Raw genomic sequence first — 14,655 nt, 5'->3', positions numbered from 1 at the left:
CACCTTTTGGGGCGTGTACCGCCTGCGGCTACTATGCAGACTGCGCGCCCGTGTGTCTGCGTTGTTTACGTCCCTCAAGGGCCGCGAATCCGCTGAGGCTCCGCCGCGTCCGACATCAGGACAATCAGCAGAACCTTCAGTAGAACCCCAAGAAGTCAGCCCCCAAGGAGACCGAACCGTGAAGAGCGCCGTGGAGACCCTGAACCCGACCCGGGTTCGGCTCAGCATCGAGGTGCCCTTCGAGGAGCTCAAGGACAGCCTCGACGCGGCGTACAAGAAGATCAACCAGCAGGTCACGGTGAAGGGCTTCCGGAAGGGCAAGATCCCGGCCCGCATCATCGACCAGCGGTTCGGCCGCGGTGCGGTCCTGGAGGAGGCGGTCAACGACGCGCTCCCGAAGTTCTACACCGAAGCGGTCAACGAGGCCGAGCTCAACGTCCTGGGCCAGCCCGAGGTCGACATCACGGAGTTGAAGGACGGCGAGACGCTGAACTTCACCGCCGAGGTCGACGTCCGCCCGACCATCGAGATCCCGGACTACTCCGGCATCGAGGTCGAGGTCGACGCGATCGAGGTCACCGAGGAGGACATCGACAAGTCGGTCGAGCAGCTCCGTGAGCGCTTCGCCGCCACCTCCCCGGTAGAGCGTGCCGCCGCGGACGGCGACGTCGTGACGCTGGACCTGGAGGCCAAGGTCGACGGTGAGGTGCTGGAGGACGGCGTCGCGAGCGGCGTTTCCTACACCATCGGCTCCGGCGAGCTGCTGGAAGGCGTCGACGACGCCGTCACGGGCGTGGAGGCCGGTGGCGAGGCCACCTTCACCTCCGAGCTCAAGGGCGGCTCGGCGGCCGGCAAGGAGGCCGAGGTCACCGTCAAGGTCACCCAGGTCGCCGCCCGTGAACTCCCGGCCCTGGACGACGAGTTCGCCCAGCTCGCCTCCGAGTTCGACACCCTGGAGGAGCTGCGCGCGGACAGCCGCAAGCGCCTCGAGAACATGAAGCAGTACGACCAGGCCACGCAGGCCCAGGAGCGCGTCCTGGAGAAGCTGCTGGAGCTCGTCGAGGTGCCCGTCCCCGAGAAGCTTCTCGAGGAAGAGATCAACACCCGCAAGCACAACCTGGAGCACCACCAGCTCGGCCAGATGGGCATCGACCTCGAGAAGTACCTCGAGATCCAGGGCAAGACGGCCGAGGAGTTCGACACCGAGACCAAGGAAGCCGCGGTCAAGGGCATCAAGACCCAGTTCGTCCTCGACGAGCTGGTCAACAAGGAGAAGCTGAACGTCAACCAGGAGGAGCTCACCGAGCACCTCATGCGGCGCGCCGCCTCCTCCGGCATGTCCCCCGACCAGTTCGCCCAGGCGGTCGTCGAGGGCGGCCAGGTCCCGATGCTGGTCGGCGAGGTCGCCCGCGGCAAGGCCCTCGCGGTCGTCGTGGAGGCCGCCACGGTCAAGGACACCAACGGCGAGATCATCGACCTCGACGACGAGGAAGAGGACGAGACCACGGAGGCGGTCGAGGCCGCCTCCGAGGAGACCCCGGCCGCCGAGGCCGAGGCCCCCGAGGAGAAGCCCGAGGCCTGAAAGCCACGGCACCTCTGAACGCACGCGGACAGGCCCCCGGGAACTTCGGTCCCCGGGGGCCTGTCCGCGTCCTGGAGAGACGCGGGGCCTGTCGATCACAGCCCCACCGCGCGGGCGCGACAAGCCCACACGCCGGGCCCCTGGTCATCCGCGGCCACAGCGGCGCGCCCGACAGGGGCGCGGGGCTGTGACATTTGCGGCTCCGCCGCGTGGGCGCGACAAGCCCCTACGCCTGGCCCGTCGTCATCCGCGCCCACACGGACGCGCCCTATAGGGGCGCGGGGAACTGCGCGACAAGCCCCCACGGACCCGCGCCCGACCACCCCTGGCGGAGCCACGGCGAGAAGCACCCGGGGCCCGGGGCGGGAGCCCCGTGACGCTCACCGAAACCCCGGCCACCGCACAGCCGACCCTCACCGGAAACCCTGCTCAACCCAGCGGAGCGCATGCGCTCACAGCGAACAGTTCCTTTCCCGGGATTCCCCGGAGGGACCCGCGCGTTAGGGTCCATGAATACGAGGGCAGGGGAGTCCCCCGAAACGGCCGGACAGCCCCACGCCCCGGCAGAACACGTGAGACGGCCCGGCGCCGTCGTAATACGAGCAGGTGGATACGACGTGACGAATCTGATGCCTTCCGCCGCCGGCGAGCCTTCCATCGGCGGTGGCCTCGGCGACCAGGTCTACAACCGGCTGCTCAACGAGCGGATCATCTTCCTCGGTCAGCAGGTCGACGACGACATCGCGAACAAGATCACCGCGCAGCTGCTGCTCCTCGCCGCCGCTGACCCGGACAAGGACATCAACCTCTACATCAACAGCCCGGGCGGTTCGATCACGGCCGGTATGGCGATCTACGACACCATGCAGTTCATCAAGAACGACGTGATGACCATCGCCATGGGTCTCGCCGCTTCGATGGGCCAGTTCCTGCTCAGCGCGGGTACACCCGGCAAGCGCTTCGCCCTGCCGAACGCCGAGATCCTGATCCACCAGCCCTCCGCGGGCCTCGCGGGTTCGGCGTCGGACATCAAGATCCACGCCGAGCGGCTGCTGCACACCAAGAAGCGCATGGCCGAGCTCACGGCGCAGCACACGGGCCAGACCGTCGAGCAGGTCACCCGGGACTCGGACCGCGACCGCTGGTTCGACCCCCAGGAGGCCAAGGCGTACGGCCTCATCGACGACGTCATCGCCACGGCCGCAGGCATCCCGGGCGGCGGCGGCACAGGGGTGTAGTGCCCCCAATGCCCTTCAGCCCCCGCCTAAGCCCCTTTCAGGAGACACCGTGAACGACTTCCCCGGCAGCGGCCTCTACGACCGTACAAGGGCCGCACAGGCCGAGTACACCGGCCCCACCGCCGAATCCCGCTACATCATCCCGCGCTTCGTCGAGCGCACCTCGCAGGGCGTGCGTGAGTACGACCCGTACGCGAAGCTCTTCGAAGAGCGCGTGATCTTCCTCGGTGTGCAGATCGACGACGCCTCCGCCAACGACGTCATGGCGCAGTTGCTGTGCCTGGAGTCGATGGACCCCGACCGGGACATCTCGGTCTACATCAACAGCCCCGGCGGCTCGTTCACGTCCCTCACCGCGATCTACGACACGATGCAGTTCGTGAAGCCGGACGTCCAGACCGTCTGCATGGGCCAGGCGGCCTCCGCCGCCGCGATCCTCCTCGCGGCCGGTACGCCGGGCAAGCGCATGGCGCTGCCCAACGCGCGCGTGCTGATCCACCAGCCGTACAGCGAGACCGGCCGCGGGCAGGTCTCCGACCTGGAGATCGCGGCCAACGAGATCCTCCGGATGCGTGCCCAGCTGGAGGACATGCTGGCCAAGCACTCCACCACGCCGATCGAGAAGATCCGCGAGGACATCGAGCGCGACAAGATCCTCACGGCCGAGGACGCCCTGGCGTACGGCCTGATCGATCAGATCATTTCCACTCGGAAAATGAACAACGCCAGCGTCCGCTGACGTACTGGTGGACGCAGAAGTTGTGGCGTCCTCCGCCCCTTGGCACGGGTCGACTCGGAGCACGTGGAAGTGAACCGCGCCAAGGGGGGCCCGAACCAGGGGCCCGGCAAGGTACCGTCGGACATAAGGCAGCACCAGGAGCCGCTGTACCCAGGCGTCTCCCAGGCGAAGGGGAAGCACACCGTGGCACGCATCGGTGACGGCGGCGATCTGCTCAAGTGCTCGTTCTGTGGCAAGAGCCAGAAGCAGGTCAAGAAGCTCATCGCAGGCCCCGGTGTATACATCTGCGACGAGTGCATCGATCTCTGCAACGAGATCATCGAGGAAGAACTCGCGGAGACGAGCGAGGTCAGGTGGGAGGAACTCCCCAAGCCTCGCGAGATCTACGAGTTCCTCGAGGGGTACGTTGTCGGTCAGGAGTCGGCCAAGAAGGCCCTGTCCGTCGCGGTGTACAACCACTACAAGCGGGTCCAGGCCGGGGAGAACAGCGCCGGTCAAAGCCGTGAGGACGCCATCGAGTTGGCGAAGTCGAACATCCTCCTGCTGGGCCCCACGGGTTCGGGCAAGACCCTCCTCGCGCAGACACTGGCGCGCATGCTGAACGTCCCGTTCGCCATCGCCGACGCGACGGCGCTGACGGAGGCCGGGTATGTCGGCGAGGACGTCGAGAACATCCTGTTGAAGCTGATCCAGGCGGCGGACTACGACGTCAAGAAGGCCGAAACCGGAATCATCTACATCGACGAGATCGACAAGGTCGCGCGGAAGAGTGAAAACCCGTCGATCACGCGTGACGTGTCCGGTGAGGGTGTCCAGCAGGCCCTGCTGAAGATCCTCGAAGGCACGACGGCCTCCGTCCCGCCGCAGGGCGGACGCAAGCACCCGCACCAGGAGTTCATCCAGATCGACACGACGAACGTCCTGTTCATCGTGGGCGGTGCCTTCGCGGGCCTGGAGAAGCTCGTCGAGTCCCGTGCGGGCGCCAAGGGCATCGGCTTCGGCGCCACGATCCGCTCCAAGAAGGAGCTGGAGGCGAAGGACCGCTTCGAGGACGTCATGCCCGAGGACCTGGTGAAGTTCGGCATGATCCCCGAGTTCATCGGCCGCCTCCCGGTCATCACCTCGGTCCACAACCTCGACCGCGAGGCCCTCCTCCAGATCCTGGTGGAGCCGCGCAACGCACTCGTCAAGCAGTACCAGCGCCTCTTCGAACTCGACGGCGTGGAGCTGGACTTCGAGCGCGAGGCCCTGGAGGCCATCGCCGACCAGGCGATCCTGCGCCAGACCGGCGCCCGCGGCCTGCGCGCCATCATGGAGGAGGTCCTCCAGGCGGTGATGTACGAGGTCCCGTCCCGCAAGGACGTGGCCCGCGTCGTCATCACGGTGGACGTCGTCCTGAAGAACGTGAACCCGACCCTGATCCCGAGGGACGCGCGCGGACGCGGCCCGGGCGAGCAGAAGACGGCGTAACCGGCGTAACGGCAGGGCAGGTCAAGGGAGTTGAGCAACTGCGGAGGGGCCCCGGTCAACAGACCGGGGCCCCTCCGCAGTTGACGCCGTCGAGGCGTGTCAGGCCTTCACACGCACGTCCTTGCGGAGCTTGGCGGCGAATTCGGCCGCCTCCTCCAGCGTGGAGGACTTGCCCACGGTCAAGGCGGCGAGGTCGTACGTCAGGACGTAGCTGAGGGTGCTGTGGTCGCCCCAGATGCAGAACGGCATCTTCGTCGTCTTGCCGGACTCGGCGGTCTCGATCTCCTGGCACTTCATGACGCCGTTGTCGAACCCGGCCGGCGTGAACTCCTTCGGGCTGCCGACGAGTTTGCCGTCGTCGGCGGACGCGTCCTTCGTCGACTCCGCCTTCATCTGGGCGAACATCGCGTCGACGACCTTCTCCGGCTCGTCGATGCTGCCGTACACGCCGGAGAACATCACGGTCTTGCCGGTGAGGCCCTCGCCCGAGGTGTACATGGCGCTGACGTCCTTGGGGTTCTGCACCCCCCAGGCCTCGGCGTCCTTGATGTCGTCCGCGGTCAGCCCGTCGGACTCGTCGCCCCCGCTCTTCTTGTACGCGCCGTCGAGCACGGTCGCCGGCGCCGTCAGCTTGTGCGCGCCGTCGTCGGCGATGGCGGAACCGCCGCCCGAGCCGCTGCCCAGCACGAACCACGCGCCCACCGCGATGGCGGCCACGACAGCCACCGCCCCGAGGACGATCGCCGTCTTCTTCTTGCCCCCGCCCGGCGCCGGCGGCTGCGGAACCCCGTACGGTGCCTGGCCGTACGGCTGCTGCTGCTGGCCGTACGCGTCGGGGGCACCCTGTGGGGCCTGCTGCGGATAGCCGTAGCCGGGCTGCGGGGGAGCCTGCTGCGGATAGCCGTAGCCCGGCTGTGGCGGCGGCGCCTGCTGGGGGTAGCCGTAACCCGGCTGGGGAGCCGTCGGGGGGCCCTGAGGTGCCTGGGGCGGCTGCCCGTAAGGACCCGGCTGGGCCGGCTGCCCGTATGGTCCGGGCTGCTGCGGCGGTTCGCCGTACGGACCCGGCTGGTTGTGGCTCATCCCTGGGTTCCCCTCCAGATGCTTATGTGTTCCTGACATCTTCGCGCAGGCCGGGCGCCCGAGTTGCCCCGGGTGTCCCACCGTTACGAAAGAAACGCGTTTCGGGACACGGCCGTGACGCCCCTAAACTGGCCGGGTGACCGAGAACGCTCAGCAGCAGCCAACAGCGCCCATCACCGAACTGCCGACCCAGTACGCGCCGGCCGAGGTAGAGGGGAAGCTGTACGAGCGCTGGGTGGAACGGGGTTACTTCGCCGCCGACGCGAAGAGCGACAAGCCCGCCTACACCATCGTCATCCCGCCGCCGAACGTCACGGGCTCCCTCCACCTGGGCCACGCCTTCCAGCACACGCTCATGGACGCCCTCACCCGCCGCAAGCGCATGCAGGGCTATGAGTCGCTCTGGCTCCCCGGCATGGACCACGCCGGTATCGCGACCCAGAACAAGGTCGAGCAGCAGCTCGCCGAGGAGGGCAAGTCGCGGCACGACCTGGGGCGCGAGGAGTTCGTCGAGCGGGTCTGGCAGTGGAAGGAGGAGTACGGCGGCAAGATCCTGGGGCAGATGCGGCGCCTCGGCGACGGCGTCGACTGGTCGCGCGAGCGGTTCACGATGGACGAGGGGCTGTCCAAGGCCGTCCAGACGATCTTCAAGAAGCTCTTCGACGACGGCCTCATCTACCGCGCCGAGCGCATCATCAACTGGTGTCCGCGCTGTCTGACGGCCATCTCCGACATCGAGGTGGAGTACCAGGAGGACGCGGGCGAGCTCGTCTCGATCAGGTACGGCGAGGGCGCGGACAGCCTGGTCGTCGCCACCACCCGCGCCGAGACGATGCTCGGTGACACCGCCGTCGCCGTCCACCCCGACGACGAGCGCTACAAGCACCTCGTCGGCAAGCAGATCAAGCTGCCGCTGACGGACCGTTCCATCCCGGTCGTCGCCGACACGCATGTCGACCCGGAGTTCGGCACCGGTGCCGTCAAGGTGACCCCGGCCCACGACCCGAACGACTTCGCCATCGGGCAGCGCCACAACCTGCCCAACATGACGATCATGGACGAGCACGGTGTCATCACCGTCCACGGCCCCTTCCTCGGCCTGGACCGCTTCGAGGCCCGCTCCGCGGTCGTCGGCGCCCTGCGCGGACAAGGCAGGATCGTCGCCGAGAAGCGCCCGTACACGCACTCCGTCGGGCACTGCTCGCGCTGCTCCACCACCGTCGAGCCGCGCCTGTCCCTCCAGTGGTGGGTCAAGGTCGAGACGCTGGCCAAGGCCGCCGGCGACGCGGTCCGCGACGGCCGGGTCTCGATCCACCCCGAGGAGATGTCCAAGCGCTACTTCGACTGGGTCGACAACCTCAACGACTGGTGCATCTCGCGCCAGCTGTGGTGGGGCCACCGCATCCCGGTCTGGTACGGCCCGGACGGCGAGGTCGTCTGCCTCGGCCCCGACGACGAGACGCCCACCGGCGAGGGCTGGACCCAGGACACCGACGTCCTCGACACCTGGTTCTCCTCCGGCCTGTGGCCCTTCTCCACCCTCGGCTGGCCCGAACAGACCCCGGACCTGGAGAAGTTCTACTCGACCGACGTCCTGCTGACCGGCCACGACATCATCTTCTTCTGGGTCGCCCGGATGATGATGTTCGGCCTGTACGCCATGGACGGCGAGGCCCCGTTCAAGACCATCGCGCTGACCGGCCTGGTCCGTGACGAGCGCGGCAAGAAGATGTCGAAGTCCTTCGGCAACGTCGTCGACCCGCTCGACTGGATGGACAAGTACGGCTCCGACGCCGTCCGCTTCACCCTGGCCAAGGGCGCCAACCCCGGCACCGACGTCCCGATCGGCGAGGACTGGGTCCAGGCGTCCAGCAAGTTCGCCAACAAGATCTGGAACGCCACGCGCTTCGCGCTGATGAACGGCGCCACGATCGAGGGCGACCTCCCGCCCGTCGAGAAGCTCTCGGCCACGGACCGCTGGATCCTCTCCCGCCTGAACAAGACGGTCGCGCAGGTCGACGCGTACTACGACGACTTCCAGTTCGCGAAGCTCAGCGACACCCTCTACCACTTCGCGTGGGACGAGGTCTTCGACTGGTACGTGGAGCTGTCGAAGACGACCTTCTTCGCGGGCGGCGAGCAGGCGAAGGTCTCCGGCCGGGTCCTCGGCGAGGTCATCGACGTCATGCTGCGGCTGCTCCACCCGGTCGTCCCCTTCGTCACCGAGACGCTGTGGACGACGCTGACCGGCCGTGAGTCCCTCGTCATCGCCGAGTGGCCCAAGGACAGTGGCTTCCGCGACGAGGCTGCCGAGGCCGAGATCGGCACCGTTCAGGCGGTCGTCACCGAGGTCCGCCGCTTCCGTAAGGACCAGGGCCTCCAGGACGGCCAGAAGGTCCCCGCCCGCCTCACCCTGGACGGCACCGCGCTGGCCGCGCACGAGGCGGCCATCCGCCAGCTGCTGCGTCTCCAGCCGGAGGGTGAGGGCTTCGCGGCCACCGCGACCCTCCCGGTCGCCGGTGCCACGGTCGCCCTCGACCTCTCCGGCACGATCGACGTCGCCGCGGAGCGCAACCGCCTCGCGAAGGACCTGGCGGCGGCGCAGAAGGAACGGCAGCAGGCCGAGGCCAAGCTCGGCAACGAGGCGTTCATCGCAAAGGCCCCGGACAACGTGGTCGACAAGATCCGTGGCCGCCTCACCAAGGCGGACGAGGACATCACCCGCATCCAGGCCCAGCTGGAGGGCCTGCCGCAGGCGTAGGAGTGTGTACGGCGCGCAGGCCCCCGGGACTTTCATCCCCGGGGGCCTGTCGCGCCCTATAGGGGCGCGGGGAACTGCGCGACCAGCCACAACGCGACCCGCACCCGCCAACGAGAGCCTCACCACCCCACTCCGTAGGCACCCTGTCAGTCCCCGTCCGTAGACTGGCCCACGTGAGCGACACCGACCCCTTCGACGACATCATCGACGCCGAGACCGACCGCGACCCGGACCTCGCGGTGATCGAGGCCGGCAGCCGCACCCTCCGCACCCAAGGCGGAGCCGTACCCGCGGATATCCCGGGCCGCCCCCGGGACCCCGAGGTCGACAAGGCCCTGCGCACCGTCGAGGCGGATCTCGCCACGCGCTGGGGCGAGACCAAGCTGGAGCCGTCCGTCAGCCGTATCGCGGCGCTGATGGACCTGCTGGGGGAGCCGCAGCGCGCGTACCCCTCGATCCACATCACCGGCACCAACGGCAAGACCTCCACCGCCCGCATGATCGAGACCCTCCTCGGCGCCTTCGACCTGCGCACCGGCCGGTACACCTCGCCGCACGTGCAGTCGATCACCGAGCGGATCACGCTCGACGGGACGCCGATCTCCGCCGAGCGGTTCGTGGAGACGTACGACGACATCAAGGCGTACGTCGAGATGGTCGACGCCCAGCAGGAGTTCCGGCTCTCCTTCTTCGAGGTCCTGACCGGCATGGCGTACGCCGCCTTCGCCGACGCCCCGGTCGATGTGGCCGTCGTCGAGGTCGGGATGGGGGGCACCTGGGACGCCACCAACGTGATCGACGCCGATGTGGCCGTCGTGACGCCCATCGATCTCGACCACACCGACCGGCTCGGCGAGACACCCGGTGAGATCGCCGTCGAGAAGGGCGGCGTGATCAAGCAGGACGCGACCGTCATCCTCGCCCAGCAGCCGGTCGACGCGGCCCAGGTGCTGCTGAAGAAGGCCGTCGAGGTGGATGCCACGGTGGCCAGGGAAGGGCTGGAGTTCGGGGTCGTGAGCCGGCAGGTCGCCGTCGGCGGGCAGATGCTGACGCTGCGCGGGCTCGGCGGGGAGTACGAGGAGATCTTCCTGCCGCTGCACGGCGGCTACCAGGCCCACAACGCCGCCGTCGCCCTCGCCGCCGTCGAGGCGTTCTTCGGCGTCGGCACCCAGCGGCCCGAGCCCCTCGACATCGACACCGTGCGCAAGGCGTTCGCCGCGGTGACGTCCCCGGGGCGGCTGGAGGTCGTACGGCGCTCTCCCACCGTCGTGCTCGACGCCGCGCACAATCCGGCGGGCGCACGCGCCACGGCCGAGGCCGTGGGCGAGGCCTTCGACTTCAGCCGGCTCATCGGTGTCGTCGGGGCGAGTGCGGACAAGAACGTACGAGGGCTGCTGGAAGCCTTCGAGCCGATCTTCGCCGAGGTCGTGATCACCGAGAACTCCAGCCACCGCGCGATGAACGCCGACGAGCTGGCCGCCATCGCCGTCGAGATCTTCGGCGACGACCGGGTCCAGGTCGAGCCGCGCCTCGACGACGCCCTGGAGGCCGCCATCACCCTCGCCGAGGAGGACGGGGAGTTCTCGGGCGGCGCGGTACTCGTCACCGGCTCCGTCATCACCGTCGGCGAGACCCGACTGCTCCTGGGGAGGGGCTGACCCGCCGTGCGTACGCTCTGTGCTTCGACCCTGATCGGCGAGGTCTTCCTGATCGGCTTCGCCGGTCTCGTCGCCATGAAAGACCCCGACCTGTCCATGTCCACCGTGTGGACGGTCAGCGGTATCGCGATGCTGCTGTGCGTGCTGCTCTGCGGTGTGATCACCCGGCCCGGCGGGGTGCAGCTCGGCTGGGCCCTGCAGATCGCGCTCATCGCGTCCGGCTTCATCGTGCCGACCATGTTCTTCATGGGCGTGATGTTCGCCGCGCTGTGGTGGGCGTCCGTGCACTACGGGCGGAAGATCGACGAGGCGAAGGCCCGCTTCGCGGCTCGGACCCAGCCGACCGGTACCAGTCCTGACGCTGCGTGACACCCGCTCGGACCGGCCCTGTAGCCTCTGACAACCGCACACACGTGACCCGAATGGAGCCACCCCCGTGACTCAGCGCACCCTCGTCCTGCTCAAGCCCGACGCCGTCCGTCGCGGCCTGACCGGCGAGATCATCGGCCGGATCGAGCGCAAGGCCGGCTGGCGGATCACCGCGCTGGAGCTGCGGACGCTGGACCAGGACACGCTGGAGCAGCACTACGGCGAGCACAAGGGCAAGGTCTTCTACGAGCCCCTCGTCGAGTTCATGGCCTCCGGCCCCGTCGTCGCGCTCGTCGTCGAGGGCGACCGGGTCATCGAGGGTGTGCGGGCGCTCGCCGGCCCCACCGACCCCATCGCCGCCGCCCCCGGTTCCATCCGCGGCGACTACGGCGTGATCGTGCGCGAGAACCTCATCCACGCCTCCGACTCCGAGGAGTCCGCCGAGCGTGAGCTGAAGATCTTCTTCCCCGGCCGCGGCTGAGCCGCCCCGACACCGGCCGGCGGACATCGACGTACGGCCGGTGAAATTCCTGCGCAGGTTCTGTTCCGCTTTCCCTGAGGAACCGTCACCTCACCCGGATGCCTGACCTGGGACGGCCGTCGAAAACCGGCCGTCCTGCGGCATATGCGCGCCGATCGGGGGAACGCCTACCCTCGAACGCTCGTCTCCACAAGCGAGACGGCACATCGCGTGCTGACAATGGCGAAGACCCTCGCGTGGTGTTCGTGCAGGCGCGACTACGATGTAAGCCTGGCAAGCCTTCACGTCACCGCACCAACTTCGCCGCCCCAAAACAGAGCCATCACACGCTTCACTTGGGAAGGCCAGACGAATCCTGATGGGGAACTCAATGTCGTTCATCGGCCGCGACATGGCAATCGACCTCGGGACCGCCAACACGCTGGTGTACGTCAGGGGTCGCGGGATCGTACTCAACGAGCCGTCCGTCGTCGCGATCAACACCAACACCGGTGGCATTCTCGCGGTCGGATCGGAAGCGAAGAAGATGATCGGTCGGACGCCTGGCAACATCGTTGCCGTGCGCCCGCTCAGGGACGGCGTCATCGCCGACTTCGAGATCACCGAGCGGATGCTGCGCTACTTCATCCTGAAGATCCACAAGCGGCGGTATCTCGCCCGCCCCCGTGTCGTCGTCTGTGTGCCCTCGGGCATCACGGGTGTCGAGCGCCGCGCCGTCATCGAGGCCTCGTCCCAGGCCGGTGCGCGGCAGGTGCACATCATCGAGGAGCCCATGGCCGCGGCCATCGGTTCCGGCCTGCCGGTCCACGAGGCCACGGGCAACATGGTGGTGGACATCGGCGGCGGCACCACGGAGGTCGCGGTCATCTCCCTCGGCGGCATCGTCACCGCCCAGTCCATCCGTGTCGCGGGTGACGAACTGGACAGCTCGATCATCCAGCACATCAAGAAGGAGTACTCCCTTCTGCTGGGCGAGCGGACCGCCGAACAGATCAAGATCACGATCGGTTCGGCGTACGACCTCGACAATGACGAACACACCGAGATCCGCGGCCGGGACCTTGTCTCCGGACTGCCCAAGACCGTCGTGATCTCCGCGGCCGAAGTACGCAAGGCCATCGAAGAGCCGGTCAACGCGATCGTCGACGCCGTGAAGACCACCCTCGACAAGTGCCCGCCCGAGCTGTCCGGCGACATCATGGACCGCGGGATCGTTCTGACCGGCGGCGGGGCCCTGCTCCGCGGGCTCGACGAGCGGCTGCGCCGTGAGACGGGCATGCCCATCCACATCGCCGAGGACCCGCTGGACAGCGTGGTGCTCGGCTCCGGCAAGTGCGTGGAGGAGTTCGAGGCGCTCCAGCAGGTGCTGGACGCCCAGCCGCGCAGATGACGTAACTCTTCGATTCCGCCGTACGAGATGATCTCCTCTCGTACGGCGGATCGTTGGTATAGAGGCATAAGCTCCCCCGGACAACTCTTCTGCCCCAACTCTTGCCTCGACCCCTGCCCCAAGTCTTTTGCCCCAAAAAAACTCTATTGAGGAAGGCACGCCGCCGCACGTGAGGGACACACGAGAGAGCCGGCTGCTCCTGGTGCTGCTGATCGCCATCGCGTTCGCGCTGATCACGGTGGACATCCGTGGCGGGGAGGACTCACCGGTCGACGGTGCCCGGCAGGCCGCGGCAACCGTCTTCGGCCCGGTCGAGGACGGGATGGCCTCCGTGGTCGACCCGGTCGGCGACGCGGTAGCCGCCGTACGCGACTCCGGTGACCGGCACGACCGGCTCGCCACGCTGGAGAAGGACAACGCGGCCCTCAAGGCCCGTCTCGGCAGCGACGACCGCAACCGCAGCCGCTTGAGCCAGCTCGACAAGATGCTGAAGTCGGCCGGCGCCGGGCAGTACGGCATCAAGGGCGCCGAGGTCATCGCCATAGGAGCGGCCCAGGGCTTCTCCTGGACGGTCACCATCGACATCGGTGCCAACGATGGCGTCAAGCGCGACATGACCGTCCTGAACGGCGACGGACTCGTCGGCCGCGTCACCACCGTCGGCCCCGGCACCTCGACCGTGCTGCTCGCCAACGACCCCGACTTCACCGTCGGCACGCGCATGGAGGGCAGCGACGAACTGGGCTTCGCCTCCGGCCAGGGCGACCGGCCGCTGCGCGTCCAGCTCCTCAACGGCAAGGCCAAGGTGAGCAAGGGCGACCGGCTCGTCACCTTCGGCTCGCAGGCCGACAAGCCGTTCGTGCCCGGCGTACCCGTCGGTTTCGTGTCCCGGGTCGACCCCTCGGGCGGCGACCTGACCCGCACGATCTACGTCACGCCGTTCGTCGGCTTCACCAAGCTCGACATCGTCGGTGTCGTCGTCGAGGCCCCGCGCACCGACCCGCGCGACACCGTCCTCCCGGCCAAGCCGAGGCCGACCCCCACGCCGACGGTCACCGTGACGGTGACACCGTCCGCGCCCGCGGCCGACGGCCAGTTCCAGCAAGAGCAGTAGGAGCTGAACTCTCCCATGCGTTTCAACCGGATGCTCCTGTCCACCACCCTGGTGGTCGTCGCCATGGTGATCCAGGTGAGCGTCCTCGCCCGCCTCCACCTCCCGGGCGCCGTCCCCGACCTGCTGCTGCTGACCGTCCTCGGCCTCGCCCTGGTGTACGGCCATGTCGGCGGCGCCCTCGTCGGTTTCGGCGCCGGACTCCTCGCCGACCTCGCCCCGCCCGCCGACCACGCGGCCGGCCGCTACGCCCTCGTGCTCTGCCTGATCGGCTATCTGGCCGGACTCGTGAAACCCGAGAACGGCCGGCTCAAGTCGGCCACCGGCCCGATGGCCGTCGTGGTCGCCGCCGCCGTCGGTACGACCCTGCTGTACGCCGGTGTCGGCGCCCTCGTCGGCGACACCGCCGCCCGCCATGTCGGCCTCGGCAACCTGCTGTTCACGGCCGCGCTGTACGACCTGCTGCTCGCGCCGTTCGTGGTCCCCGGCATCATGTTCCTGGCCCGCAGAGCGGAGAACGACCCGCTCGCCGAGGCCAACTCCTCGGCCAAGAAGGCCGACATCTCCTCGGGCTGGCTCTCCTCCGGCACCGGCCTGCGCATCGGCAGCCAGCGCGGCGGCCTGAAGGTGAGGGCGGCCCGCTCGAAGGCCGCCCGCGCCGGCCGCATCAAGGGGGTCAAGCGCCTGTGACCGCAGCTGAGTCGAAGACCCCCGGAACCGACATTCACAGCTCGACCGTGTACTCGTATGCCTCATACGTCCGTGCCCCGCACGCG

General features: G+C 68.4%; 12 protein-coding genes. 11 read left to right on the top strand and 1 reads right to left on the bottom strand.

Annotated features, from left to right (window positions below; all coding sequences use genetic code 11):
* Positions 1-178: 178 nt before the first annotated feature.
* The 4 genes from tig (at position 179) to clpX (ending at position 5,029) form a co-directional block, all read left to right on the top strand.
* Entirely contained in the window at positions 179-1,582 is a 1,404-nt protein-coding gene (gene tig / locus G3I56_RS01330; RefSeq protein WP_164406624.1) for a trigger factor, read from the top strand.
* Positions 1,583-2,211: 629 nt separating this feature from the next.
* Positions 2,212-2,820: an ATP-dependent Clp protease proteolytic subunit gene (locus tag G3I56_RS01325; protein ID WP_164407204.1), complete on the top strand. Its 609-nt coding sequence runs from the start codon at positions 2,212-2,214 to the stop codon at positions 2,818-2,820.
* 49 nt (positions 2,821-2,869) lie between these two features.
* Positions 2,870-3,559 (top strand): ATP-dependent Clp protease proteolytic subunit, encoded by a 690-nt coding sequence (locus G3I56_RS01320; RefSeq protein ID WP_164406622.1) that lies wholly within the window; start codon positions 2,870-2,872, stop codon positions 3,557-3,559.
* A 183-nt stretch (positions 3,560-3,742) separates the two neighbouring features.
* The gene (gene clpX / locus G3I56_RS01315; protein WP_164406621.1) at positions 3,743-5,029 is read left to right on the top strand and encodes an ATP-dependent Clp protease ATP-binding subunit ClpX; all 1,287 of its coding nucleotides are present in this window, start codon (positions 3,743-3,745) and stop codon (positions 5,027-5,029) included.
* Between the two features lie 99 nt (positions 5,030-5,128).
* Here the strand turns inward: clpX and G3I56_RS01310 are convergent, their stop codons facing one another.
* Positions 5,129-6,109, bottom strand: a complete 981-nt coding sequence (locus tag G3I56_RS01310) for a hypothetical protein (protein ID WP_164406619.1) — start codon at positions 6,107-6,109, stop codon at positions 5,129-5,131.
* Between the two features lie 136 nt (positions 6,110-6,245).
* Between G3I56_RS01310 and G3I56_RS01305 the strand changes: the two genes are divergently transcribed.
* The 7 genes from G3I56_RS01305 to mreD all read left to right on the top strand — a co-directional run bounded on the left by G3I56_RS01305 (position 6,246) and on the right by mreD (position 14,569).
* Positions 6,246-8,870: a valine--tRNA ligase gene (locus G3I56_RS01305; protein ID WP_164406618.1), complete on the top strand. Its 2,625-nt coding sequence runs from the start codon at positions 6,246-6,248 to the stop codon at positions 8,868-8,870.
* Between the two features lie 173 nt (positions 8,871-9,043).
* Positions 9,044-10,528, top strand: coding sequence for a folylpolyglutamate synthase/dihydrofolate synthase family protein (locus tag G3I56_RS01300; RefSeq protein ID WP_164406617.1), 1,485 nt, complete (start codon positions 9,044-9,046; stop codon positions 10,526-10,528).
* Between the two features lie 6 nt (positions 10,529-10,534).
* Positions 10,535-10,897, top strand: coding sequence for a DUF4233 domain-containing protein (locus G3I56_RS01295; RefSeq protein ID WP_164406616.1), 363 nt, complete (start codon positions 10,535-10,537; stop codon positions 10,895-10,897).
* Positions 10,898-10,964: 67 nt separating this feature from the next.
* Positions 10,965-11,378, top strand: coding sequence for a nucleoside-diphosphate kinase (gene ndk, locus G3I56_RS01290; protein ID WP_164406615.1), 414 nt, complete (start codon positions 10,965-10,967; stop codon positions 11,376-11,378).
* A 370-nt stretch (positions 11,379-11,748) separates the two neighbouring features.
* Positions 11,749-12,768 (top strand): rod shape-determining protein, encoded by a 1,020-nt coding sequence (locus tag G3I56_RS01285; protein ID WP_164320655.1) that lies wholly within the window; start codon positions 11,749-11,751, stop codon positions 12,766-12,768.
* Between the two features lie 169 nt (positions 12,769-12,937).
* A complete protein-coding gene (gene mreC, locus G3I56_RS01280) occupies positions 12,938-13,882 on the top strand; it encodes a rod shape-determining protein MreC (protein ID WP_164406614.1) in 945 nt (314 codons plus the stop codon).
* Positions 13,883-13,897: 15 nt separating this feature from the next.
* Positions 13,898-14,569 (top strand): rod shape-determining protein MreD, encoded by a 672-nt coding sequence (gene mreD, locus G3I56_RS01275; protein ID WP_164406613.1) that lies wholly within the window; start codon positions 13,898-13,900, stop codon positions 14,567-14,569.
* Positions 14,570-14,655: the final 86 nt, after the last annotated feature.

Origin of the sequence: Streptomyces sp. SID12488, from assembly GCF_010548275.1 — a bacterium.
Lineage (GTDB): Bacteria > Actinomycetota > Actinomycetes > Streptomycetales > Streptomycetaceae > Streptomyces.
Note: the sequence above shows the minus strand (reverse complement) of the source record. Positions and strands in the feature narration are given on the sequence as shown.